Here is a 25,259-nt window from a genome sequence, read left to right as displayed (position 1 = left end):
CGACTTCCCCACAGCGCACCACCACCCGGGAAACGGGTGGTGGTGGGAGTGGGATGGCGTTGTTCGTCCTTGCGTCGTGTCAGTTGATGGTGGTGCTGGACATCACCATCGTGAACATCGCGCTGCCGGACATCCAGCGTTCACTGGACTTCTCGACGACGAGCCTGGCCTGGGTGGTCAACGCGTACACGCTGACCTTCGGCGGGCTGTTGCTGCTGGGCGGGCGGGCCGGTGACATTCTCGGCCGGCGGCGGGTCTTCGTCTTCGGTGTACTGCTCTTCGTGTTGGCCTCGCTTCTCGGCGGCCTCGCCCAGAACGCCGGCCAACTCCTCGCCGCCCGCGCCCTTCAGGGCGTCGGCGGCGCCATCGCGTCCCCGACATCCCTGGCGCTGATCAGTACGACGTTCCGTGAAGGCCCGGAGCGCAACCGGGCGTTCGGGGTGTTCGCGGCCGTCTCGGCCGGCGGCGGCGCGATCGGGCTCCTCGCGGGCGGCATCCTCGTGGAGTGGCTGAACTGGCGGTGGGTGCTGTTCGTCAACGTGCCGATCGGACTGCTGATCGTGCTGGCGACGCCGCGCTGGATCAAGGAGTCCGAACGCCACCCGGGACACTTCGACATCACCGGCGCGCTGACCTCCACCCTGGGCATGGTGCTCCTGGTGTACGGCTTCATCCGGGCCGCGCAGGAGGGCTGGCGGGACGGTCTCACGATGGCCTCGTTCGCCGGCGCCGTCGTTTTCCTCACCCTGTTCATCCTGGTCGAGCGGCGTTCGAAGCAGCCGATCACACCGCTGCACATGTTCCGCGACCGGAACCGGGCGGGCACCTACGGAATCATGCTGTGTCTCGCGGCCGCCATCTTCGGCATGTTCTTCTTCCTGACGCTCTTCGTGCAGAACGTGCTGGACTTCAGCCCGTTGCAGGCCGGGCTCGCCTTCCTGCCGGTCAGCGCGGTCATCGCGGTCGGCGCCGCACTGGCCTCGAGGTTCCTGCCCACCTACGGGCCCAAACCCTTCATGGTGGGGGGAGCGATCCTGTGCGCGGTCGGGCTCGCCTGGCTGACCCTGACCGACGTGCACTCCACGTACGTCGGCAGCGTCCTCGGCCCGATGCTCGTCTTCAGCCTCGGCATGGGCATGGAGTTCGTCTCGCTGACCCTGATGGCGCTCTCCGACGTCCGGACCGCCGAGACCGGCGCGGCCTCCGGACTCCTCAACGCCACCCAGCAGGTGGGCGGTTCACTCGGCCTCTCCATCCTCGTCACGATGTACGGCACGGCCAGCACCAACGAGGCGGAGAACCAGGTCCCGGAGTTCCTCTCCCAGGCGACGCCGGCCGAGCGCCTGCGGTTCGAACAGACCGGGCAGCTCCCGCCGCCCTGGTCCCACGAGGTACTCACCGCAGGCGTCTCGGCCGCCTTCGTCATGGCCGCCGTCTTCACCGTCGTCGCCGCCCTGATCGCCGTACTGGCCATCCAGGTCCGGCCCTCCGACCTGGAGCGACTGAAGGGCGGGGTGGGGCCGGGTCCGGGCTGAGGAGTCAAGGGGATCCGAGGGCCATGGGGATCAGGTAGTCGTACAGGCGGCCCCGTTGAGTGTGAACGCGGTCGGAGCCGGGTTGGCGCTCCCGCGGGTGGCCGTGAAGCCGAGGGTGACCGAGCCCGCCGCGGGGATGTTCGCGGTGTACGCCGCGGCGGTGACGGTGACGGCCGCGCCGGACTGTGCCACCGTGCCACCCCACAGGCTGGAGACGCGCTGGCTGTCGGGGAAGGTCCAGCGGAGGGTCCAGCCGTCGACCGCCGAGGTGCCGGTGTTGCGGATGACGACCTCGCCCTGGAACCCGCCGGGCCACTCGCCCGTCACCCGGTAGCCGATGGCGCAGGCCGCCGTGGAACCGCCGGAGGAGGTCGTGACGGTCACCGCTGCCGAGCGCGCCGAGCGGTTGCCTGCCGCGTCGCGCGCGTAGACCGCGAAGCTGTACGAGGTGGCGGGAGACAGGCCGGTGAGCGTGGCCGAGGTTCCCGTGGTGGTGGTCGCGGCGGTCTCGGTCGTGCCGTTGACGCGGACCACGTCGTAGCCCGTGACGCCGGTCGCGTCGGTGGCGGCGGACCAGGTCAGGGTGGCGGACGAGGAGGTCACCGCGGAGGCGCTCGGGGTCCCGGGGGCGGTCGGGGGAGTGGTGTCGCCGCCGGAGGACGAGTAGATCGCCGCTTCCTTGGACGTGGCGGCGATGCCGTTCGCGCCGTTGAAGAGGCGTTGGCCCCAGCTGGTCAGCTGGTTCGGGTCGAAGTTCGTGACCATGTCCAGGTACTCGACGCCGCCGCCGTTGCCGCTCCAGGACCAGCCCAGGTAGCCGAGGCCGAGCCGCTGCGCGGTGGCGAGGATGGCGTCCTCGTCGGGGTTGCCGTCCGAGTGGTCGTGCCCGAACTCGCCCACCACGATGGGAAGCCGGGCCGACACGAACCGGTTGAGGTAGTCGTTCACCTCCGCCGCCGTGTCGAAGACGCCGTACATGTGGATGGAGAAGATCGTGTTGGCGTCCGGATCGGCGGCGAAGACGGAAGCCGCGTTGTCACGCATCGTGAACGCCCAGTCCTGGCCCCAGTTGGGGGCGTCGACCATGATCGTGTGGTCGAATCCGGCGGTGCGCAGCTTCTGGATCGCCGCCTTGGTGTCGGCCGTCCAGCCCGCGTAGTTGTTGTTGCCGTACGGCTCGTTGCCGATGTTGACGATGACGTGGTCCTCCTGACCCGTCAGCGCGCTCTGCACACCGATCCAGTAGTCGGCGGCCCGTGAGAGCGTGACCGCCCCGCTCTGCTCGCCGTAGCCCGTCGTGTCGTGCACCTCCAGGACACAGATGAGCCGGTTCCGCTTGCACTGCGTCACGACGTTCGTCACGTCGGCGGTGTCGTTACGGGTCCACCGGTCACCGCTGGAGAGGACCACACGCACGGTGTTGGCGCCCTTGGCCTTGATGTGGGCGAGCGAGCCCATCTGGTTCGCGTACCAGGTGTGGGCGTGGTTCACGCCGCGCATCACGAAGTCGTTGCCGGAGCGCTCAAGGAGCCGGCCGTTCTCGATACGGAAGCCGGGCGCCGCGGCGTGCGCCGGCGCGCCGAAGGCGAACAGGGGGAGGAGCAGACCGAGAAGGGCCGCGGCGAGGGTGGCTGTGCGGGGTGTGCGGGCGAGGGCCGGCGTGCGCGTACGGAATCTCATGGCGGCTCCAGGAGGAGGCGAGTGGGGGAGAGGGGGAGGGGGGAGGGGAGGGGAACGGGGGAGGAGGCCTCGGTCGTTATGAGGAGGCCGTCCCCCTCGCCGTACAGCCGACCGTCGCCGACGGCGTCCCGGCCGTCGTGGACGTCGTGGCGACGAAGCCGAACGTGGCGCTCGCGCCCGGCGCGAGCGTGCCGTTCCACGAGGCGTTGGTGACCGTGACCGTGCCGTCGGCCGCCGTGGTCGAGGTCCCGTTCCAGACCTGGGTGAGACGGGCCCCGTCGGCCGGTAGGACGGTCACGGTCCAGCCCGAGACGGTGGACGTGGACGTATTCGTCACCGTCACCTCGCCCTGGTATCCGCCCTGCCAGACGTTGCCGGCCCGGAAGGCCGCGCCGCACGCGGGCTGACCGCCACCCGGATCGCCGGGGTCGCCCGGGTCACCCGGTACCCCCGCGTCCAGCACCGCGCTCAGCGCCGGGAACCAGCGGGCGGCGATCTTGTCGTCGCCCGCGGCGTTCGGGTGCACCCCGTCGTACGTGTCGGTCGCCGTACTGAACCCGGTCCACTGGTCGACCACGGTCACGGGCGAGTCGCCGGTGCTCGTGGCCCGAGCCCAGTCGGGGATCCGCGCGTTGAGGTCGACGACGCGCTGCGCGCAGCCCGAGCAGCTACCGGGGTTCAGGGGGATGAGCTGGGCGACGATGATCCGCATGTGCGGGTTGGAGGCCCGCATCTGCCCGACCAGCTTGGTGTATGCGGCGAGAACGCGGTCGGGGGCGATGCTGCTCCACACGTCGTTGGTGCCGAAGTGCATGACAACGATGTCCGGAAGCGTCGCGGCCAACCGGGCGGGCAGCAGGTTCTGGTCGGCGGCATTGGTCACCAACTCGCCGCCGTGGCCCTCGTTGTCGCCGTCGTGCTCCTGCCCGCAGCCCTGCGGGCCGAGCGTGCCGACGAAGTCGATGTCCGTGTGGCCGGCGTTCCGCAGCCGGTTCCACAGCACCGCCCGCCAGCAGCCGGGCGAGCCGGTGATCGAGTCGCCGAGCGGCATGACGCGCACGGGGGCCGCGGTGGTGTCGGCTGCGGTGGCGACCGGCGCGAACGTCAGCGCCAAGGGGAGCAGCAGGGCGGTCAGAAGGCCGAGAAGTGGCAGGTGCCGTAAGGGGGAGTGGCGGGTTCTGCGCATGGTGGGTCCCTACCCTGGGTGATATGGGAGCGCTCCCATCCGAACTTGCCATCGTTGTCATTGACGCGTCAAGACGGCTGCACGGGTGGCTTGATGTGTCCGCGAGAGAGCGAGTCGGCCACCTCGGAAAGGGATCATCCTTTCGATGGCTTTACGCGCCTCTCTTCGTTCGCACCCGCACCCCTTTCAACTCCCGCCACATCCGAAGGAGTTCGCGTGAGAAGACTTCGCGTCCAGGCCTGCACGGGCAGCGCGGTGGCCGCCGCCCTCCCGGGTCCGGACCGGCCGCCCGGAGCCGGCGATGGCGATCGTCGCGTTCAAGAATGAGAACACGGATCACTTGCATGGATATTGACGTGCCCGGGACAACAGCTCTAGCTTCCGGGATGGAAAGCGCTTTCCCCTTCGGTTGTCCGGGAGACGAACCATGCGTCCACTGCGATCCACCGTGTGTGCAAGCCTGTCGACCGTCCTGGCCGGCGGACTCCTCGTCCTGTCCGCCCCCGCCGCGCACGCCGCCGGCAGCCTCTACGTGGCGACCAACGGCAGTGACAGCAACGCCGGCACGTCGGCTGCTCCGTTGCGCACCATCCAGCGCGCCGTGGACCTGGCGCAGGCCGGCGACTCGATCCTCGTCCGGGGTGGAACCTATGCGCCCACCTCGAACATCCAGCTGCTCAAGAGCGGTACGGCGAGTCAGCCCATCAGGCTGGCCAACTACAACGGCGAGCGGGTCGTCATCGACGGCGAGGGGATGCCGTACACGCCCGGCGCGGTGGGGTCCAGCATTCCCCGGGCCCAGCGGGGCGTGATCCACATCGAGGGGGAGCACTGGCGGCTGAGCGGGCTGGAGATCGTCAACGGGCCGTACGGGATCTTCGGCGTGGACACCAGCGGCAATGTCTTCGAGCGGCTCGTCACGCGGAACAACTACGAGTCCGGCCTGCACCTCCAGGGAGCGTCGAGCTCCAACCAGATCATCAACCTGGACAGTCATGGCAACCGGGATCCCCGCAAGAACGGCGAGAGCGCCGACGGCCTGGCGATCAAGGAGGGCTCCGGGGCGGGCAACGTGGTACGCGGGGCCCGGCTGTGGAACAACGCCGACGACGGGCTGGACTTCTGGGAGTTCCTCTCCCCGGTGACCGTCGAGGGGAGCGTCGCGTACGGGAACGGCTACAACCGCTGGAGCCTGCCGGACTACACCGGTGACGGCAACGGCTTCAAGCTAGGTGGTGGCGGCGACGAGGACCCGCCCGCCGCGCACGTCGTACGCAACAGTGCGGCGTGGGACAACTCGGCCGGCGGGTTCATCGACAACGCCAACCCCGGCGCGCTGGTGGCCGAGCGCTGCACGGCGTGGCGCAACAAGGGCACGGGGTTCGACTTCGCCGACGCCGACGGCACCCTGACGAAGAACCTCGCGGTGGCCAACGGCACGAACGTCTCGCTGGGCTCGAACTCCGGCGGCAGCGGCAACTCCTGGAACCTCGGCGGCACCTGGTCCTTCGCGAGCACCGACGCGGCCACGATCACCGGAGCCAGGGCGGCCGACGGCTCCATCTCGGCCTCGGCCTTCCTGCGGCCCGTGAACGGTGCGGACGTCGGGGCGCGGTTCTGAGGGACGGTGTCGGGTGGTGCTGTCTGTGCGCCGCCCAGCCGGTTCGGGTGGCGCTCGCTCCTCGCTGCTCGTTCCCGGTGTCCCGGTGTGTCCAGGCGTGTCCAGGTGTCGCGGGGTCCCGGTGCGTAGATGGTCCGTGCTGTCCTCGGCCTTCCTGCGGCCCGTGAACGGTGCGGACGTCGGGGCGCGGTTCTGACGCAGGCCGTTCGCCGGTACCGCTCGTGCGCCGCTCGGCCGGACCGGGCGGCGCTCACTGCTCCGTTCCCGCCGTCCCCGTGCGCAGGCCGTCCATGACGAGGTCGAGGAGGCGGGTGGCGCGCGGCTGCCAGTCGTCCCGGGGGTCGATCTGCCAGAGGCCGGCGATCGCGAGGAGGAAGTCGTCCGGGGTGACTCCGGTGCGGACGGTCCCGGCCTTCTCGCCCGCTCGGAGCAGGAGTTCGGCGGCCTCGGCCACCGGGGTGTGTGCCGGTCTGCCTGTGCTGTCGGGGCCGCAGGTGGCCTGGCGGATCGCGTCCGCGAGGCCCGCCTTGGTCATGGCGAACCGGGCGAGACGGTCCATCCACTCGCGAAGCGCCAGGTCCGGCTCACGGGTGGCGAGCAGCTCGGCGGCGGAGTCGGCGACCTGACTCATCTCGTGCCGGTAGATCTCCAGGACCAGGGCCTCCCGGGTGGGGAAGTGGCGGTAGAACGTGCCCTGTCCGACGCATGCCTTCCTGGCGATCCGGCTCAGGGGCGCGTCGGCGGAGCGGGTCAGTTCGGCCAGTGCGACCGCGAGGATGCGTTCGCGATTCCGCTGCGCGTCCGAGCGCAGAGCGGCGCCCTTCTTCTGCCACACGCGGCCTCCTCGCGGGTCCCTGGCCGAAACCCGTCCTTGTTAAGCGGACAACTGTCCGTTACGTTTTCCCGGAGAGGACAGCTGTCCGGTTGCTTCATCGTAGCGTCGGCGTGACCGGCGTCGACAACCCCGCTGTCCACATCCCTGATTCCACCGCCTGCCGGAGCGAGTCCCTTCGACATGCCCCGGATACGCGAAAGAAGGCTGATCATGTCCCCAGCCACCTCCTCGACGTACAGCGCCATCACCCTGAACATCAACGGCGAGAAGCACACGCTCTCCGTCGACCACCGCACCACCCTGCTCGACGCCCTGCGCGAGCGACTCGACATGACCGGCACCAAGAAGGGCTGCGACCAGGGGCAGTGCGGTGCCTGCACCGTCCTCGTCGACGGACGCCGCAACGTCTCCTGTCTGCAGCTGGCGGTGGCGGCCGAGGGGCGCGAGATCACCACCATCGAGGGCGTCGCCGACGGGGACGCACTGCACCCCGTGCAGCAGGCGTTCCTCGATCTCGACGGCTTCCAGTGCGGCTACTGCACCCCTGGCCAGATCTGTTCGGCCATCGCGGTCATCGAGGAGCACGCGGCGGGCTGGCCCAGCGCCGTCACCGACGACGTCCGTCCCGAGGCGGGACCGCCACCGCTCACGCCCGGGGAGATCCGGGAGCGGATGAGCGGCAACCTGTGCCGCTGCGGCGCCTACGTGTCGATCGTCGAGGCCGTCGCCCGCGCCGCCGCCGACAGCACCGCGAAGACCAAGGAGACCGTGGCGTGAGGGAGTTCGACTACCAGCGGGCGTACGACGTCTCCGGCGCGGTCGCCCTGCTCGGCGCCGACCCCGAAGCCCGCTTCCTCGGCGGCGGCACCAACCTCGTCGACCTGATGAAGACCGGCGTCGAGCGGCCCACCCGCCTCGTCGACGTCCGCGAACTCCCGCTCGGCGGGATCGAGTCCACCGAGGACGGCGGACTGCGGATCGGCGCGACCGTCACCAACAGCGACCTCGCCGCCCACCCCGACGTACGCCGCCGCTACCCGGCGCTGACCCAGGCGGTCCTGGCCGGTGCCTCCGGGCAGCTGCGCAACATGGCCACCGTCGGCGGCAACCTCCTGCAGCGCACCCGCTGCGGCTACTTCGCCGACGTCACCCAACCCTGCAACAAGCGGACCCCCGGCAGCGGCTGCCCCGCGATCGAGGGCGAGCACCACAACCACGCCGTCCTGGGGGCCTCCGGGCACTGCGTGGCCACCCACCCCTCCGACATGGGTGTGGCGCTCGCCGCCTTCGACGCCGTCGTCACCTACGAAACAGCCGACGGACCGGGCGAGTTGCCGGTCGCCGACTTCTACCTTCCGGTGGGCGACACCCCGCACATCGAGACGGCCCTGCCGCCGGGAGCCCTGATCACCGGCGTCACCCTGCCGGCCGCTCCGGTCGCCGCCCACTCCCGCTACCGCAAGGTCCGCGAGCGCGCCTCGTACGCTTTCGCCATCGGCTCGATCGCCGCCGCGCTCGACGTCCGGGACGGCATCACGCACGAGGTGCGGCTGGCCTTCGGGGCGGTCGCCTCCCGGCCGTGGCGGGCGTACGAGGCGGAGCGGGTGCTGACCGGGGCACCGGCCGACGCCGAGACCTTCGCGGCCGCCGCCGACGCAGAACTGGCCGACGCGGAGCCGCTGCCGCACAACGGATACAAGGTGACGCTCATGCGCAACCTCGTCGTGGCCGTCCTGTCCGAACTCACCGAGGAGGCCACCCGATGACCACCGCCCCCACGGCACACCAGGGCGCCGTCGGCACCGCGTACACCCGGGTCGAAGGCCGTGACAAGGTCACCGGAGCCGCCCGCTACGCAGGGGAGATCCCCTTCGCCGGGCTCGTCCACGGCTGGCTGGCGCTGTCGACTGTGGCCCGTGGCCGGATCCGCGCGATCGAGAGCGCCGACGTGCTCGCGATGCCGGGCGTGCTCGCCGTCCTGACCCACGAGAACGCCCCGCGTGTCACGACCGACTACACGGGTCTCATGGGGATGACACCGGATCCGACCATCGCCGTCTTCCAGCACGACCGGGTGCCGCACCTGGGCTGGCCGGTGGCGCTGGTCGTCGCCGAGACCTCCGAGCAGGCCAGGGAGGCCGCCGAGGCGCTGGTGGTGCACTACGAGCAGGAGCCGCACGACATCGCCTTCGCCGCCGATCACCCGGAGGCGTACGACGCGGGCGCCTTCGGCCCCGCGGTGACCGGGAAGGGCGACCTGGAGGCCGAACTCGCCGCGTCCGCCGTCGTGCTGGACGCCGAGTACACGACCCCCGAGGAACACCACAACCCGATGGAACCCCACGCGGTGACGGTGCGCTGGGACTCGGGCCGGCTCGACGTCGTCGACTCCAACCAGGGCACCATGTGGGTCGCGGGCGAACTCGCCAACCTGTTCTCCCTCGATCCCGCCTCGGTGCGGGTGCGTTCCGAGCACGTCGGCGGCGGCTTCGGCAGCAAGGGCGTCCGGGCGCACCAGGTCGCCGCCGTCATGGCCGCGACCGTCCTCCAGCGCCCCGTCCGGGTGGTCATGACCCGGCGCCAGATGTTCTCCCTGGCGGGTTACCGCAGCCCCACCACCCAGCGGGTCCGGCTCGGCGCCGACCCCGACGGACGGCTGCGCGCGCTGGAGCACCGCTCCCAGTGCCTCAGCTCGACCGTCCACGAGTTCGTCGAGCCGGCCGCCGGACCGGCCCGCGTGATGTACGACGCCGACGCCCACCACACGGCCAACCGGGTCGTACGGCTCGACGTGCCGACACCGACGTTCATGCGTGCGCCGGGTGAGGCGCCGGGGTCGTTCGCACTGGAGTCGGCCTTCGACGAACTGGCCGAGAAACTGGGCATCGACCCGATCGAGCTGCGGGCCCGCAACGAGCCGGAGCGCGGTCCCGTCTCCGGCTTGCCGTTCGCCGGCCGCAATCTGCACGCCTGCTTCCGCGAGGGCGCCCGCCGGTTCGGCTGGGCCGACCGCGACCCGCGCCCCGGCCTGCGGCGCGACGGCCGCTGGCTGCTCGGCACCGGCACGGCGGCGGCCTCCTTCGGCGCGGGAGCCGCTCCGTCCACGGCAACCCTGACGGCCGAGACCGACGGCACCTTCACCGTGCGGATCAACGCGGCGGACATCGGGACCGGAGCGCGCACCGCGCTCACCCTGGTCGCCGCCGACGCGCTGGAGGTGGCACCGGAGCGGGTCCGGGTGCGGATCGGCGACAGCGACTTCGGACCGGCCATGATCGCCGGCGGCTCGATGGGTACGCGTTCCTGGGCCTGGGCGGTCACGGCCGCCGGCACCGAACTGAGGGAACGGCTCGTTCTGGGCGGCGGCATCATCCCCCCGGAGGGCGTCACCGTCCGCTCCGACACCACCGCCGCCATCGGCGCCCTCGCCCAGAAGGAACGCCACTCCTACGGCGCCCAGTTCGCCGAGGTCGCCGTGGACCCCGCCACGGGCGAGGTACGCGTGCGCCGCATGCTGGGCGTCTTCGCGGCGGGCAGGATCGTCAATCCCCTCACCGCCCGCAGCCAGTTCATCGGCGGTATGACCTGGGGCATCTCGATGGCCCTCCACGAGGAGGCGGTGCGCGACCGGGCCTCCGGCGGCCACTACGGCGCCGACCTCGCCGGCTACCACGTGGCCGCGCACGCCGACGTGCCCGCCATCGAGGCCGACTGGGTGGACGACCCCGACCCCGAGGACCCCGTCGGCATCAAGGGCATCGGCGAGATCGGTATCGTGGGCGCGGCGGCCGCCGTCGCCAACGCGGTCTGGCACGCCACCGGCGTACGCCACCGCCACCTGCCCATCCGACCCGACCGCGTCCTCACGGAGAGCCGGGATGCTTGACGCGGCCACTGATCTGAGCGCGTGGGCCGAGGAGGGCCGGGACTTCGCCGTCGCCACCGTCGTGGCGGTGAGCGGCAGCGCCCCGCGCGGCCCCGGCGCGGCCCTGGCCGTCGACAGCCGGGGCGCGGCCGTCGGTTCGGTCTCGGGAGGGTGCGTCGAGGGCGCGGTGTACGAGCTGTGCCAACAGGCGCTGGCAGACGGTGAGACCGTGCTCCAGCGCTTCGGCTACAGCGACGAGGACGCCTTCGCCGTAGGCCTGACCTGCGGCGGTGTCATCGACATCCTGGTCACCCCCGTCACCGCCGGGTCACCGGCCCGAGCGGTACTGCACGCCGCGCTGTCGGCCGCCGCCCGGGGCGAACCGACCGCCGTCGCCCGCGTCGTCCGGGGCCCGGCCGAACTCCTCGGGCAGGCCCTGCTCGTGCGCGCCGACGGGGAGTACGGCGGGGGGCGTGACGGTTCGTACGACGGGGTGCGTGACGGCGGCTACGAAGGCGGTCTCGGAGGGCACCCCGACCTGGACCGGGCGGCCGTCGCCGAGGCCCTGGCCATGCTGGACAGCGGACGCACGGGCACGATCGAACTCTCTGCGGACGGATCACACTGCCCCGGCGGCCTCACCCTCCTCGTGGAGACACGGGTGCCGCCTCCCCGCATGATCGTGTTCGGGGCGATCGACTTCGCGGCGGCGCTGGTGCGCGCGGGCAAGTTCCTCGGCTATCACGTCACCGTGTGCGACGCCCGGCCGGTCTTCGCCACACGGGCTCGCTTCCCCGAGGCCGACGAGCTCGTGGTGGACTGGCCGCACCGCTACCTCCGGCGCACCGGGACGGACAGTCGTACGGTCCTGTGCGTGCTCACCCACGACGCCAAGTTCGACATCCCGCTGCTGACGACGGCCCTGCGGATGCCGGTCGCGTTCGTGGGTGCGATGGGCTCCCGCCGCACGCACGCCGACCGCGACCGGCGGTTGCGCGAAGTCGGCCTCACCGAGCGCGAGTTGGCCCGGCTCAGGTCCCCGATCGGGCTCGACCTCGGCGCCCGTACTCCCGAGGAGACCGCCCTGTCCATCGCGGCGGAGATCGTCGCGGCCCGGCGTGGCGGCACGGGCGTACCACTGACCGGGTCGGGGACGCCGATCCACCGGGAGGCGGGGAAGCGGGAGGCGGGGGAGCGGGAGGCCGTGGCGGCGGCCTGAGTACTTCGGCCGGGGCGACTGAGTATGTGGCCCGATGCACCGCACCACGGGCCGCTGGTCCACTGTCGTCATGGACACGCACCCTTCGCGCCCGCGCCCCCTCCGGAACGTCACCGCCACGGCCACCGCCACCGGTTCGGCCCTCGCGGTGGTGCTGTTGCCGCTGGTGGTCGGCGCGTTGGTGGCCCGGTCGGTCGGCGGTGACCCGATGGCTTCGGTCAACGCCCTGATCGCGGGCGGCGGGGAGCGAGCGAGGTTGTCCCCGAGCCAGCTGCCCGTCCTGCGGGGCATACGCACGGCGCCCCGCAGGATGGGCGCGCAGCTGGCACGGCGACGGTCGGCGGACGGCCGTCCGCTGCTGAACGGCCGTCTGCCGGGGCGACGCCTACTGGCCCGCCGTGAGGACGTACGTGTTGAGGTTCCCCACCGTCGTGAGCGGTGACGGCGAGCCCAGCTCGTAGCGGTCCACCGCGAGGTAGTTGGGCTTCTTGCGCGCGGCCGGAGTGCAGAAGTTCTGCGCGCGGTTGAGGAGCTTGGCGTTGTCCGTCTCGGCCGTGCCGCTGATCGTGTAGTCGCGGAAGTGGTTCATGACGAACAGCGGCTGGAAGGCGGTCGAGTCCGTGGTGAGCGGTCTGCTCGTGCCCCAGCGGCTGTAGCAGGACCAGTCGGAGCCACCGAGCCCACCGCCCATGGACCAGTAGTTCTCCACGGTCCACTCGCGCTGGTACATCACCCCGAAGGTGTTCCGGGTGGCGTGGCCGGCGGAGACGTCGCTCGCGCGCGTGCGGTCGCTGAAGATCAGCAACTGCTTGCCCCGCGCGGCGAGGTCCGCCATCTTCGGCCAGCCGGCCGTCGCCACGCCCTCCTGGTCGGGCCGGTACAGCACGTCGGACAGACCGGTGACGGAGGCCAGCGACGACTTCAGGACGTCGGAGGAGGTGTAGTCCTCCAGGAAGACGGTCACGAACTGACCGGGGTTGGCCTTGAGGAAGTCGACCATGCGCTGCAGGTCGGTGGCCAGCGGAACCGGACTGCCGACCCCGTCACAGCTGTTGTGACAGAGCATCGCCTGCCCCGACACGGTGTACGCGTCCAGCATGAACCCCCGCACACCGTCCGTCAGTTGCCGGCTGAGACCACGCGACTGGTTGGGGAGGAGACTGACGGGGAACGAGGCGAAGTTGCCGTCGACGCCGTTGGCGTAGGCGTTGTGCGAGGTGAGGAACGAGACCTGGTCGAAGGTGCGGGTGTCGGCGGACGGCATGGCCGTCGTGGCGTGGGTGACCGGTGTCAGGTACCAGCGGGCGTGCTCGCCGCTCGACCCGATCTGCACGAGGGAGGAGTCGGCGGAGGTGCCCGTCAGGTACTGCGAGGTGCCGGGCACGCCGATCGTGTACGCGCTGTTCGTGGCCTCGGCGATCGTCCACGTGGTGCCGTCCGCGCCGCAGGCCGCGGTCACTGCCGAGGTGCCGCTGCGCCCGAGGCAGATCCCCGACTCGTCGGCGTTGCGCAACTGGTGGCCGCCGCCGACGGCGACCGGAGTCCACTGCTGGTGGTCCTCGTTGCCCTTGGGGTTGTGCGCGGCGACCGTGCCGCTGCTGTCCGCCGCGTTGAGACCGGTGACGACGTTCTGCAGATAGACCGAGTACGCGGGGACCGCCGCGGCGGCGCTCCCCGAGAACGCGACGGGCGCACCCAGGGCGAGCACGGCGACCGCGCCCAGGGCGCGGGCACGGGCGCGAGGGCGCGAGCGGGGACGGGGATGGGGACGGGACAGGCTCACGGGGTTCCTTCCACTCCGGCGAACCGGGTTGATGTCAGAGGCATGACACACCGAGTACGGGGTCGCGCGCCAGCCCCGTCACATGAAGACATCGCGAGCGCGAACTCGTCGTCGCCGAACGGTACTTGGCCGAGAAAAGTTTGAGATTCAAGCAAGTTTTGGGGATTCCGTGGAGAAGATCTGTTTAAACTCTGGAATCCGTCCGAAGAGAGTCCAAGCGTGAGTGAACCGACAGCCTCTGCCTGTCCGCGATGCGGTACGCCCCGGGCGGCGGACGGTACCCCGGCCTGCTCCTGCGGCCGCCTGGCGTCAGAAGCTCATCGGGACATCCGTACGGCGCAGGCCGAGGCGGCGGAGGACTTCGACCCGGTCCGCATAAGGCCGTTCGTGAAGGTCGGTGACGACAGCGAGCCGGTCGCCGCCCCGCAGGCAGACGAACGCGAGCCGCAGCCGGGTGTCCCGGAAAACGGCGACGCGCCGACGGCGACCCCTGCCGAGCCGCACCACGCACCGGCCGCTCCCTTCGACGACGAGAGCCTCCTCGGTGACCGACCTCCCTCCGGCGAGCAACCTCCCCTCGACGAACAGCCTTTCGTCGACGAACAGCCTCCCGACGACCGTGCCCGGGCCGGCCGCCGACGGCGCAGGGCGGTGCTGGGCGCGGCCGTGGGCGCCGTCGCGGCGGCCGTCCTGGTGACGGTGGGAATCATCGGCGGACTCTTCTCGTACGAGGCCCCCTCGCGCGACGGTTCGGGCCCCGAAGACATCAGGGCGGGGCTCCCGGAAGCGGCGGCCGGTGCCAAGACGCCGTCGGCGGCGACCCCGTCCGTCACGGCCTCCGGGGCATCCCCGTCCGAGACCGCCTCCACCTCGCCCACGGCGACCCCGACCGAGAGCCCGGCCACGCCCACCGGCTCCGGCACCTCGACCAGGACCCCGTCCAACAGCGACGCCACCGTCACGACGGCCCCCGCGCCGCCCCCGACCGCCGGGCAGCCGCCGGTACTCGGCCTCGGGGACCGGGGGACGGAGGTCACCGAACTCCAGCTCCGCCTGCGCCAGATCGGCTTCTACAACGCTGACGCCGACGGCGACTACGACCCGGAGGTCCAGAGCGCGGTCCGCGGCTACCAGCTCACCCGTGTCCTCCTGGAGGACGAGTCGGGCGTCTACGGCGAGGCGACCCGCACCTCGCTCGAATCGGAGACGTCGGAGCCGTGACCCTGGGCGCGGCTCGGACGTCACCGCGACGTGTTCGCCGAACTGGTGGTGCCGCAGGCGACGTTCGCCCCGTCGCGACGCCCGGCACGCTCCCCCCGTGCCTTGAGGGCGTGGGAGGTGCCCCACTCGCCGCACCGGCCGAAGACCCGAGTACATCCGGCACAAGGGCCCTCCGTCGGCACGCCGAGAGCACGCACCGGACTCCGCTCCTCCATGGGCGAACGTTGTCTGCCGCAGCACTGGCAGGCCGAACGGGCAGCGGTGGCGAGTGCCGTACGGCCGGGCCGGCGGTGGCGGCGAGCGAGAGGAGGAGTGAGACGGCGGTCAGGACGAGGTCCGAGCCGAGCGGTCCGAGCGTGGTGAGCAGCCGGCCCGCGCCGAGGGAGGCGAGGGGCAGGACGCCCGCCCCGGGACAGGGTCGTGGCCGCGCTGGTGACGCGGCCAGGAGTTCGTCGGGGAAACAGGAAGGTCGTGTCGTGCTGACGGGCCCGCCGGCCGCTCAGCCCTGTGTCAGCAGGTCGAGGTGGCGTCGTGCCTGTTCGGCCGTGCCGCTGTGGGGGAACTGTTCGGCGATCTGCTGCCAGATGTCGCGGGCGCGCTCGATGCCCTCGGGGTCGTCGCGGCCTTCGAGGGCCCGGGCGAGATGCGCCCACTGTTGGGCGTGGCCGCCGGAGTGCTCGACGGCGTCCTGGAGGAGGTCGACGGCTTCGTCGAGGCGCCCCTGCCGGAAGGCGACCCATCCGCAGGCGTCCTCGCACACGGCCATCCGGCTCGGCTCCAGCACCCGGCGCGCACTCTGCAGGGCACCCTCCGCCAACAGACGTGCCTCGTCGAGCCGGATGCCCTGCTCCGCGTAGAACATGGCGAGCCGTGCGGTGAGGATGACCAGCGCGGCCCGCAGCGGAGGTTCCTCGTCCGTGCCGCGGAACTCGGTCAGCCGGGCCGCGCAGGCGTCCTGGGCCTCGAGAAGCTCCTGCTCCACCTCCCACGGCTGCTCACGCCCGGCGATCAGATGGGCGATCCACTCGTGGTGCCGGCCGGCGCCCGACTGCCGGCCCGTTGCGCCGATCGAGCGCAGCGCGACGATCGCGTCGTCACAACGCCCCAGCAGATCGAGGACGTTGGCCAGCTCCTCGTGCATCCGGGCGTCCAGGTCCGCGCTCAGCGACGCCTCTCGCGTGGCGTCGACCAACTCCTCCCGCGCCCTCTCCAGGAGTTCCGCGCGCTCGTCGCCCTGCGAGGTCTCCGCCTGCCCGCGATGGGTGACGGCCAGCTCCAGACGGGCCAGATCCCGTTGCTCCCCGGCCGGAAGGAGTTCGATCAACCGCAGCAGCGTCTGCTCGGCGAGGTCGTACTGGGCCCGGTGGTCGCGGTACAGCCGCGCCAGGGTGAAGCGGGGATACGCGTACAGGGGCGCCAGCTTCAACGCGTCCCGGCAGTCCCGCACGGCATCGCTCGTCCGCCCCTGCCGGACGTACACCGCCGCGCGCCCGGCCAGGGCCCGGGCCCGCGTGGGCAGGTCGGGCGGCTCGGCGGACAGTTCCGTCAGCCTCTCCTGGCCCCGGCGGCCCGAGCGATAGCGGGGACAGACGGTCTTCGGCGGCCGGTCGAGGACGATGTCGTACTGCCCGACGGCCTGCCGGTAGCTCCCCGCGGCGAACTGCCGGTGCTCCGCGTCGGACAGGGAGTCGCCGAGAGCCGCGTGCGCGTCACCCAGTTCGACGTTCCACTGCGGCGGCGTCTCCAGCCCGGCGGGCAGACCCTCGGTGACCGCCCTGGTCAGCTCCTCGACCGCCGTCGCCCAGTGGTGACGCTGCTGGTCGGAGGGCAGGATCAGCCCGGCGAGCGAGCCGTGCAGCAGCCCGATCTCCCGTGCGGCCAGCGAGACTTCGGGCACGTGCGCCCCCGGCGCGCACCGCAGCGACTCGATCTGGGCCAGCGCCTCTCGCAGACCGACCGCGTCGAAGTGCTGCTCCGCCTCCCGGGCATGGGCCCAGGCCCGCGCCCAGCGCAGGATGAAGGGCTTCCGGTCGGAGCCGTCGGAGCCGTCGGGCGACGGCCAGTACGCGTTCACGATCCGCCGTACGTCCTCCCGGCCGGGCTCGAGGGTCAGGGCCATGCCCGCGAGAGCCCGGGCGGCGGTCCGGTTGTCCCGCCAGAACATCTGGTTGACGGCAAGCAGGAGCCAGGCCTCGGCGTCGTCGGGGTGTTGGTGCGCGGCGACGGTGAACAGGGCGGTGGCCAGCTCGTGCGTGCCGTCGACGTGCGGGGAGGCGGCCGCGAACAGGCCGACGTCCCGGACCGCCACGTGATGGTTCTGCGGGTCCCGCTGGATCGCCTCCAGACACGCGAAGAGCGCGCCCTCGCTGTCGTGCTGCTGCAGCATGCGGCCCCGCAGCGCGTGCAGTTCGGCCATGTCGGGGGCCCAGCGGATGGCTGTACGAAGGTACCGGTCCGCCCTTTTGCGTGCGCGGCGCCCCGGCCCGTCGTCCGCGCCCCGGGCCAGCCGGAACCAGCATTCGGAGCGCATCGCGATCACATGGGCGATCCGCTCCGTCAACGGCTGTACCGCGACCTCGTCACCGTCCTCGACCAGTCGGCGGGCCCGTTCGTCGATCAGATCCTGCTCGGTGCGGTGGAAGAGAGGGAGGGCTTCCCGGACCTTGCCGTCCGCCCGTGCCTCCACGGCCCGCTGATCCGGCCCCGTCTCCCGTTGCAGTTGGGCCTCCTGCCGCAGCAGGGACACCCCGAGCCAGTACGAGGCGAGCGCGCCGTCCATGGGATGGCCGCCGGAGGACTGCCGCAGGGCACTGTGGGCCGACTGGGCCGCCTGGCCGAGGAGTTCGGCCCGTTTCGAGTCGTCCACGTCCGGGTGCTCGGCCTGTTCCAGGGCCGCCCGGGCGAGTTGGATACGGGCGGGGGCGAGGGTCGGGTCGAGGGCGACCGCCTTCTGCCACATGAGGGTGGCCGCGCTGCGCACCACGGCCGACGCCCGGAGCCCGATGTCGCTGCGGATGCGGCGCTGCTCGCGATAGACGAGGCCCAGGTTGTGGTAGGCGGCCGCATAGCCGGGGCTGTGTGAGAGAGCCGCGCGGAAGTGCTCCTCCGCCGCGTCGAGATGGTGCAGCAGGCCCTCCCGCTGGAACCGCTGGTAGCTCTCCAGGCCGTCCACCAGACGCTGGAAACTGTCGACGTCGGCACCCGACTCGGCGGCCCCGGGCCGCTCCAGTTCGATGCGGTGGGCCAGCTCCCGGGCGAGCGACGCGCTGGCCCGGCGTACGTCGGCGCCGGCGATGTCGGTCTGCGCGGACCATGTGCGCCCGCCATGACCGGACTGTGAGGCGACGACCCGCAGGACCCCGTCCGCCTCCACCAGCGAGCCCTGCAGGGTGCGGCCGAACGCGCGCTCCACGAGTGTGAGCACGGTGCCCACCTGGAGCTGGAGCGGGCCCAGGGCGACCGTGCCGATCTCGGTCTCCTTGATGTCACCGTGGAGTCCGGTCGCCGCGACACCGGACTTGAAGGGCACCCGCGCGGACGACCGCAGCACCTTCTCGCCCCGCTCCCCGGCCGGGTTGAGCACATCGGCGGGCGTGATGAACGGCTCCTGTACGACCAGCGCCGAGATCCGCTCGATCTCGCTGTGCAGCAACTCGGCGAAGCCCGCGGCGACCTTGTCCAGCTCACCGACGTCGTCCCCGGCGACCAGGTTCTTGAACGAGAGGATCCGGACCGGCCGCGAACCGCGTCGGCTGACCGTCAGCAGCACCAGGACCACGGCCACGACGAGCGTGACCCACCCCGCCACGGACCACTTCCCGGAGAATTCGTCGACCACGCCCGTCACGACGAGCGCGGTCAGCACGGCGGCGAGCGGCACGAAGACCGCGTTGACACTGAGCGCGGCCCTGAGGAGCCGGGCGATCCGCCGCCCCCGACGTGCCCCCGTCGGCGGCCACGACCACACGACACGGCCGGTCTCCCGGACGAGATGCTTCAGCGAGGGCATGACCACGCGCCCTTCTTCCGGCGCCCACTGTCCGCCACCCCTCCTCGTTCCAGCCTGCGCCAGGAACACCGCGGCGGCAATTCCGGGCCCGGCGCAGACGCGTGCGGTCGGCGGGCCGGGGGCCCGGATCCGCCGACCGTACGGGCTCCGCCGACCCCTGCGTCAGACCCGGTCGGCGGCGATCAGCAGGTACTGGAAACTGCCGTTCTCGTACGCGGTGATGAAGGTGTCCTCGATGCCGGTGACGAGGTGGTCGGCCTGTTTGCGGAGTTCCCAGTAGGGGAGGGCGGCGGGGGTCAGGTCCATGACGTGGACGGGGACGAGGCGGTTGCGGGCCAGCGCGCGGAAGTACTCGGAGCGGGGGTGGATGTCGCAGATGTAGTGGGCGTTGATGAGGGACACCTCGCGGGAGGCCCGACCGTAGGTGTCGTTGTAGCAGCCGGTGACGGTGACGTAGCGGCCGCCGCGGCGCAGCAGCCGGGCGTGCTCGGCGAAGAGCAGGTCCAACTCGACGTACATCGTGGACTCGTTGTTCCAGGAGGCCGCGTACGCCCCGGAGGGCAGGCCCGTGTCGAGCATGTTGCGGTGGTGGTAGCGGACCCGGTCGTCGATGTCCCGCCTGCGGGCCTGCTCGTTGGCGAACTCGGCCTGCTTGCGGGAGATCGTGACGCCGTCGGCCTGGCAGCCGTACCGCAGATGGGCCACCACACTGCCGCCGCCGCGCCCGCAGCCGGCGTCGAAGACGCGGTCGGCGGGGGAGAGAGGGCCGAGGTGGCGGGCCAGCAGTTCGGCCTGGGCCTGCTCCAGGCGGTGCAGTTCGGCGGTGATGCGCGCGCGGCGGCGCACCGGATCGGGGTCGTCGTCGAGGACGGACCAGTCCGCGTCGCCGATGCCGTAGTGATGGTGGTAGAGGTCGTCGATCCTGCCGAGTTCGAGGTTGACGGGGTTCTCCTCGGCGTTCCAGTAGTCCGCGACGCGGTTCTGGTACACGGACTGGGCCGGGGAGGTGGCAGGGGACGGGGCCGGCGGTGGTGCGGCGGTCGAGCTGAGGGCGTCGATGATGGTCAACGGTGGCTCCTCCGGTGGTGTCGGCCGTCGGCCGTGTCGGGGCGTTACCAGTAGTCGGGCAGGCTGTAGCGGTCGGTGTTGGTGGCGTGCCACTCGTGGTTGCCGGCCGCCCAGGCTGCGAGACCGGTGGCGTAGCGCTCGATCAGCGGCGAGGTCGCGGACAGGGCCGCGGACTCCTCCTCGAACGCCCCCATGATCCGGTTGTGGATCTCCACGGCCTCCAGATAGGCGGCCTTCAGCCCGCACCGCTCGTTGGTGGCGATCACCATGGGCAGATTCAGATGGTCGGGGTCGTTCGACATCTCCTTGGTGAAGGAGTACAGGTCGTTGACGATCGTGGCCGCGTTCCCGGCCAGCGCGGTGATCCGCTGGACCTCGGGCCGGGCGTGGACGGCCTCCGGCAGCTCCCAGCCGCCCACGGCGTCGACGACCGCGAGACAGGGCCGGAAGTTGTTGAACTGCCGCATCACCAGGTACTCCCACACCTGTGGCATGTGGCCGGTCTCCGCCCAGGCGGCCTCGCCGAGATAGCCCAGGTGCAGCCGGGCCAGATCGTGGACGAGCCGGTCGGTCTGGCTGGGCGTGGCGAGCACGGCGTAGTCCCGCAGCGCGTGGTGGTAGGACCGCAGCGGCCCGTCGGCCCGTACGCCGCTGCCCCACCGCTCCTCCATCTCCGGGGTGCTGTGGAGCGGGTCGAGAGCCGACTGGGCCATGACCAGCCTGCCGCCGAGACCGCGCGGGGAGCCGCCCTTGCCCTCGTCGACCTCGCAGTAGAGGTTGTCGACCAGGTTCTCGGCGAGCAGCAACTTCCCGGCAGCGGTGAGATGCTCCGGTCCCGCCCCGCCCGGATACGCGAGCACGATCGCCCGGCCCATACCGAACCCCGCGAACTGCCCCTTCCATTCCCGGGGGAACAGGTCCAGCCGCTCCGCCCAGGCCTCCAGCCTGCGATCGACCTCCGCGACCTTCGCCGGGTCGGCGGGAGCGGCGGGCCGGTACCGCAGCCCGGGGACCGCGCCCTTGCGCCGGTCCCGCCGGGAACGCGCGATGCTCGGCGGCCCCGGCAGCCGTGTACGCGAGGGAGTGTCCGCCACTGACGACTCGCTCATTCCGGCATCCGCCCGATCTGCACGTTCTCCAGGATCCCGGCTGCGTCGGGCACCAGTACGGCCAACGAGTGGTAGGCGGTGACCAGATAACTCATGATCGCGGTGGTGTCGATACCCATGAACCGCACGTTCAGCGAGGGCTCGTACTCCTCGGGGATGCCCGTCTGGTGCAGTCCGACGACCCCCTGGTCCTTCTCGCCGGTGCGCAGCGCGATGATGCTCGTGGTGTGCTGCGGGCTGATCGGGATCTTGCTGCACGGGAAGAGCGGCACCCCGCGCCACGCGGGCACCTCGTGACCGTCGACGTTCACCGTGCCGGGCACCAGACCGCGCCGGTTGCACTGCCGGAAGAAGGCCGCGATCGCCTTCGGATGGGCCAGGTACAGCCGGGTCCTGCGGCGCATGGAAAGAAGCTCGTCCATGTCGTCCGGGGTCGGCGGCCCGGAGAAGGTGCTGATGCGCTGGCCGTAGTCGATGCTGTGCAGCAGCCCGAACTCGCGGTTGTTGACCAGCTCCCACTCCTGGCGTTCGCGGATCTCCTCGATGGTCAGGCGGAGTTGCTGCTCCGTCTGGTTCATCGGGTTGTTGTAGAGGTCCGCGACCCGGGTGTGGACGCGCAACACCGTCTGGGTGAGGGAGAGTTCGTACTCGCGCGGCGCGAGGTCGTAGTCGACGAAGCCGCCCGGCAGCGTCAACTCGCCCACATGCCCGGCCTCCAGGGGCACATCGGCCTCGCCCTTGCGGTTCACGGGCATGCGCTGCCGCTCGGCGAAGGCGTCGAACTGGGCGGCGAGGGAAGGCGAGCGCTCGACGAACGCCATCAGCACGTCCCAGTTGAGCGCCAGCACCACCCCCGCCGTGTCGGCCCGTACCGAGCTGAGCCACAGCGGGTCGGCGTGGCCGATGGCCTCGTCGCCCAGACCGTCGCCGTCGCTGATGATGCCGAGGACCTCCTCCTCGCCGTACTTGCCGGTGGTGTAGCGCGTGAACCGGCCGTGCACCACGAGGTACGCCTCGGTCACCGGCTGCCCGGCGTCCACCAGCACCTGGCCGGCGCGTACCTCACGCACCCGGAACCGGGAGGAGATCTCCCGCAGGGCCGCGAGGTCGGAGTAGCCGCGCAGTGCGGGGAGTTCGGTGAGGGTCTGCGGGATGACCTTGACGTCGTCGGCGCCGTTCTGGTCGAACTGCACCCGGCCTCGGCCGATGCGCAGCTGGAGACGGCGGTTGACCCGGTAGGTGCCGCCCTTGACGTCCACCCACGGCAGCATCCTGAGCAGCCACCGCGAGGTGATGGCCTGCATCTGCGGCGCGGACTTGGTGGTCGTCGCGAGCTGTCGCGCGGCCCGGGTGCTGAGGCTGGTGAACTGCTGTTCGTCGGCGGGTTCCGGTGCGCTTTCGGAGGAGCTTACGGGGGCGGTCACATTCCCTCCCGATCGGTGAGCCGATGAGCGTGGACGTGCGAGCGAGTGTGTGCGTGGACGCGCCTGGACACGGGCGGACGCCGGGTGCTGCGGAGAAACGGGATTCGGGAGGCGCGGAACTCGTGTGGCGCGGAATTCGTGTGGCGCGCTGACGACGTGGTCGTGGGCGGATTCCGAGGCGATCGACACGGGAACGGCGACGCCGGGGCGGCACGTACGGCGGTGATGCGATACGTACGGCGGTGAGGCGGTACGTGCGGCGGTGAGGCGGTACGTACGGATGGGTGGTGTGCGTCGCGGTCCAAGCCAAACAGGCGGGACGGCCGGTCGGGCACCGCGTGAAAGGGGCGGCTTCGCACCCTGGTGATGCGGAAACCAAGTACCGAGGCACAGCACCGGCCGACCCGTGCCTGCGCGCCGGTCGTCCGCCTCCCGCGACCGGCGCGCAGGGCGCACGATTCCGCCCGCACGAGAAGGGGCCGCCCAAGGCGGCCCCTGATCAGCGGTGATTCACCAGCGCGGCAGTCGCAGCTCGTACCCCGGCTCGATCCGGCGCATGTACCCGGTGTCGTCCCGCGAACGCGTGCCGGAGTCGACATACAGCCGGTGCAGCCGGTCCAGGGCGTCGTGGTCCAGCTCCACACCCAGCCCTGGCCCTGTCGGCACCGCGACCTCCCCGTCCCGGATCTCCAGCACGCCGGGGACGATCACGTCGTCGGCGGAGTTCCACGGATAGTGCGTGTCGCAGGAGTGGTCGAGGTTGGGAATGGCCGCTGCGACATGGGTCATCGCGGCCAGGCTGATGCCCAGGTGCGAGTTGGAGTGCATGGACAGGGCGAGTCCGAACGCCTCGCAGACTGCGGCCAGTTCACGGGTGCGGCGCAGTCCGCCCCAGTAGTGGTGGTCGGTGAGCAGCACCTGGATCGCGTCCTGCTCGACCGCCGGCCTCAGCTGCTCCCAGGCGACCACGCACATGTTGGTGGCGAGCGGCATCGGCGAGTCCTTCGCCACCTCCGCCATACCGGCGATGGTGGCGGTGGGATCCTCCAAGTACTCCAGTACGCCGTCCAGTCGACGGGCGACGTACGTCGAGGTCTCCACCGTCCAGGCCGTGTTGGGGTCCAGCCGCAGCGGCTGCCCGGGGAAGGCCTCCGCGAGCGCCTCGATCGCGGCGATCTCCTCGTCCGGCGGGAAGACTCCGCCCTTGAGCTTGAACGACCCGAACCCGTACCGCTGTTGCATCAACCGGGCCTGCTCGACGATCCCCGCCGGGTCCAGGGCCTCGCCCCAGTCGTCGCCGACCGCCGGGCGGCCGTCGAGGGCGGGGTGTTCGGCCCACTTGTAGAACAGGTACGCGGCGAAGGGCACGGAGTCGCGGACCCGGCCGCCGAGCAGATCGCTGACCGGGCGGCCGAGCAGTTTGCCCTGCGCGTCGAGGCAGGCCACCTCGACCGCCGAGGTGGTCCAGCCGCGTTCGTGGGAGCCTGGCACGGTCGGCAGCAGCACGGCGTCGATCGCGGCCGCGACGGCGGTCGTGTCGAAGACGTCCAGGCCGACCACCGCCTTCGCGGCGGCGTAGAGTCGCTCCAGCCGGACGGTGCCGCCCGTCGACTCGCCGAGCCCCACCGTCCCGTCCTCCAGGACGAGTTGGAGCACGGTCCGCAGCGCGAGCGGCTCGTGGACGCCGACCGAGTTGAGCAGCGGCGGGTCGCGGAAGGCGATCGGGGTGACGATCAGCTCCCGGATCCTGGTCCCCGGTGTGCCGGTGCGGTTCTCGGTCACGCGCCCACCACCTCCAGGCCGTGGTCGATGAGCTTCGCCAGCCGGGCGATGTGCTCCGGGGTCGGGTCGACGAGAGGGGCCCGTACACCGCCGACGTCCAGGCCGCGAAGGGTCACCCCGGCCTTCACCAGGGCCACGGCGTATCCGGGCACCTCGTCGCGCAGTTCGACGAGCGGACCGTAGAACTCGTCGAGGAGCGTGGCGACCAGCGCCTCGTCGCCCTCGGCCAGCGCCCGGTGGAAGGCGAGGGCGATCTCCGGGGCGAAGGCGAACACGGCGGAGGAGTACAGGCCGACGCCGATGCCCTGGTAGGCGGGCGCGGTCATCTCGGCGGTGGGCAGTCCGTTGAAGAACTGGAAGCCCTCCGTGCCCGGCACGGCCCGGACCGCGCGCACGATCCGGTGCATCCTCTCGATGTCCCCGATGCCGTCCTTGAGGCCGACGACCCCGGGCAGGGCGGCGATCTCGGCGGCGGTGTCCGCGGTGAGACGGGCGGTGCCGCGCTGGTAGAAGACGACCGGCAGGCCGGTGGCGGCCGTGACCTCCCTGACGTACCGCACCAGGCCCTGTTGCGGCGCGCTCACCAGATAGGGCGGCAGCAGCAGGATGCCGTCGGCGCCGGCGCGTTCGATCCGGGCGGCCTGGTCGCGGGCGACCGGGGGCGGGCCCCCGGCGGCGGCCAGCACGGGAACCCGCCCGGCCGTCGCCGCCACGGCGACCCGCGTGGCCCGCTCGATCTCCTCGGGCGTCAGCGCGTGGAACTCACCGGTGCCGCAGGCGACGAACACGCCCCCGGCACCGGCCGCGACCCCGGCCTCGATGTGCTGTGCGAGCCGTTCCTCGTCCAGCGAACCGTCCGAACCGAACGGCGTGACCGGAAAGAACAGCACTCCTTGGAACTTCATGTCTCCCTCAAACGTGG

18 protein-coding genes are annotated in these 25,259 nt (G+C 71.5%); 8 read left to right on the top strand and 10 right to left on the bottom strand.

What is annotated here, in order from left to right:
* The first annotated feature begins 53 nt into the window (after positions 1-53).
* A complete protein-coding gene (locus OG858_RS04870; RefSeq protein WP_319065146.1) occupies positions 54-1,535 on the top strand; it encodes an MFS transporter in 1,482 nt (493 codons plus the stop codon).
* A 30-nt stretch (positions 1,536-1,565) separates the two neighbouring features.
* Here the strand turns inward: OG858_RS04870 and OG858_RS04865 are convergent, their stop codons facing one another.
* Together OG858_RS04865 and OG858_RS04860 are read right to left on the bottom strand one after the other, a co-directional pair.
* Positions 1,566-3,215 (bottom strand): cellulase family glycosylhydrolase, encoded by a 1,650-nt coding sequence (locus OG858_RS04865; RefSeq protein WP_319262066.1) that lies wholly within the window; start codon positions 3,213-3,215, stop codon positions 1,566-1,568.
* Between the two features lie 76 nt (positions 3,216-3,291).
* Positions 3,292-4,401, bottom strand: coding sequence for a GDSL-type esterase/lipase family protein (locus tag OG858_RS04860; RefSeq protein ID WP_319065148.1), 1,110 nt, complete (start codon positions 4,399-4,401; stop codon positions 3,292-3,294).
* 427 nt (positions 4,402-4,828) lie between these two features.
* Between OG858_RS04860 and OG858_RS04855 the strand changes: the two genes are divergently transcribed.
* Entirely contained in the window at positions 4,829-6,022 is a 1,194-nt protein-coding gene (locus OG858_RS04855; RefSeq protein ID WP_327743144.1) for a right-handed parallel beta-helix repeat-containing protein, read from the top strand.
* A gap of 250 nt (positions 6,023-6,272) precedes the next feature.
* Here OG858_RS04855 and OG858_RS04850 read toward each other — a convergent pair whose 3' ends face one another.
* Positions 6,273-6,857 carry a TetR/AcrR family transcriptional regulator gene (locus OG858_RS04850; protein ID WP_086750995.1) on the bottom strand — a complete coding sequence of 195 codons (585 nt, stop codon included), beginning with the start codon at positions 6,855-6,857 and terminating at the stop codon, positions 6,273-6,275.
* A 210-nt stretch (positions 6,858-7,067) separates the two neighbouring features.
* On the opposite strand from OG858_RS04850, the gene OG858_RS04845 reads away from it, so the two are divergent.
* The 5 genes from OG858_RS04845 to OG858_RS04825 all read left to right on the top strand — a co-directional run bounded on the left by OG858_RS04845 (position 7,068) and on the right by OG858_RS04825 (position 12,383).
* Positions 7,068-7,634 carry a (2Fe-2S)-binding protein gene (locus OG858_RS04845; protein WP_037691025.1) on the top strand — a complete coding sequence of 189 codons (567 nt, stop codon included), beginning with the start codon at positions 7,068-7,070 and terminating at the stop codon, positions 7,632-7,634.
* Positions 7,631-8,623 carry an FAD binding domain-containing protein gene (locus OG858_RS04840; RefSeq protein WP_327743142.1) on the top strand — a complete coding sequence of 331 codons (993 nt, stop codon included), beginning with the start codon at positions 7,631-7,633 and terminating at the stop codon, positions 8,621-8,623. The genes OG858_RS04845 and OG858_RS04840 overlap by 4 nt, the downstream gene beginning before the upstream one ends.
* On the top strand, positions 8,620-10,743 hold the full coding sequence (locus OG858_RS04835; protein ID WP_086750194.1) for a xanthine dehydrogenase family protein molybdopterin-binding subunit: 2,124 nt from the start codon (positions 8,620-8,622) through the stop codon (positions 10,741-10,743). Before OG858_RS04840 ends, OG858_RS04835 begins: the two co-directional genes overlap by 4 nt.
* Positions 10,736-11,941: an XdhC/CoxI family protein gene (locus tag OG858_RS04830; RefSeq protein ID WP_327743140.1), complete on the top strand. Its 1,206-nt coding sequence runs from the start codon at positions 10,736-10,738 to the stop codon at positions 11,939-11,941. Before OG858_RS04835 ends, OG858_RS04830 begins: the two co-directional genes overlap by 8 nt.
* Before the next feature lie 70 nt (positions 11,942-12,011).
* Positions 12,012-12,383, top strand: a complete 372-nt coding sequence (locus OG858_RS04825) for a hypothetical protein (protein WP_086750199.1) — start codon at positions 12,012-12,014, stop codon at positions 12,381-12,383.
* Here the strand turns inward: OG858_RS04825 and OG858_RS04820 are convergent.
* Positions 12,327-13,724, bottom strand: coding sequence for an RICIN domain-containing protein (locus OG858_RS04820; protein ID WP_328545116.1), 1,398 nt, complete (start codon positions 13,722-13,724; stop codon positions 12,327-12,329). The genes OG858_RS04825 and OG858_RS04820 overlap by 57 nt on opposite strands.
* Positions 13,725-13,943: 219 nt before the next feature.
* Between OG858_RS04820 and OG858_RS04815 the strand changes: the two genes are divergently transcribed.
* Positions 13,944-14,945 carry a peptidoglycan-binding protein gene (locus tag OG858_RS04815; protein WP_328545117.1) on the top strand — a complete coding sequence of 334 codons (1,002 nt, stop codon included), beginning with the start codon at positions 13,944-13,946 and terminating at the stop codon, positions 14,943-14,945.
* 499 nt (positions 14,946-15,444) lie between these two features.
* Here the strand turns inward: OG858_RS04815 and OG858_RS04810 are convergent, their stop codons facing one another.
* The 6 genes from OG858_RS04810 to OG858_RS04785 form a co-directional block, all read right to left on the bottom strand.
* Positions 15,445-18,954, bottom strand: coding sequence for a tetratricopeptide repeat protein (locus OG858_RS04810; RefSeq protein ID WP_086750200.1), 3,510 nt, complete (start codon positions 18,952-18,954; stop codon positions 15,445-15,447).
* Between the two features lie 162 nt (positions 18,955-19,116).
* Positions 19,117-20,016, bottom strand: coding sequence for a geranyl diphosphate 2-C-methyltransferase (locus tag OG858_RS04805; protein WP_406201594.1), 900 nt, complete (start codon positions 20,014-20,016; stop codon positions 19,117-19,119).
* A gap of 50 nt (positions 20,017-20,066) precedes the next feature.
* On the bottom strand, positions 20,067-21,131 hold the full coding sequence (locus OG858_RS04800; protein WP_086750628.1) for a family 2 encapsulin nanocompartment cargo protein terpene cyclase: 1,065 nt from the start codon (positions 21,129-21,131) through the stop codon (positions 20,067-20,069).
* Positions 21,128-22,555 (bottom strand): family 2B encapsulin nanocompartment shell protein, encoded by a 1,428-nt coding sequence (locus tag OG858_RS04795; RefSeq protein WP_086750629.1) that lies wholly within the window; start codon positions 22,553-22,555, stop codon positions 21,128-21,130. The genes OG858_RS04800 and OG858_RS04795 overlap by 4 nt, the downstream gene beginning before the upstream one ends.
* 510 nt (positions 22,556-23,065) lie before the next feature.
* Positions 23,066-24,337 (bottom strand): enolase C-terminal domain-like protein, encoded by a 1,272-nt coding sequence (locus OG858_RS04790; RefSeq protein WP_328545118.1) that lies wholly within the window; start codon positions 24,335-24,337, stop codon positions 23,066-23,068.
* Positions 24,334-25,242, bottom strand: coding sequence for a 5-dehydro-4-deoxyglucarate dehydratase (locus OG858_RS04785; RefSeq protein ID WP_086750631.1), 909 nt, complete (start codon positions 25,240-25,242; stop codon positions 24,334-24,336). Before OG858_RS04785 ends, OG858_RS04790 begins: the two co-directional genes overlap by 4 nt.
* Positions 25,243-25,259: the final 17 nt, after the last annotated feature.

The organism is Streptomyces europaeiscabiei, from assembly GCF_036346855.1.
In the GTDB taxonomy this organism is placed as follows: domain Bacteria; phylum Actinomycetota; class Actinomycetes; order Streptomycetales; family Streptomycetaceae; genus Streptomyces; species Streptomyces europaeiscabiei.
Note: the sequence above shows the minus strand (reverse complement) of the source record. Positions and strands in the feature narration are given on the sequence as shown.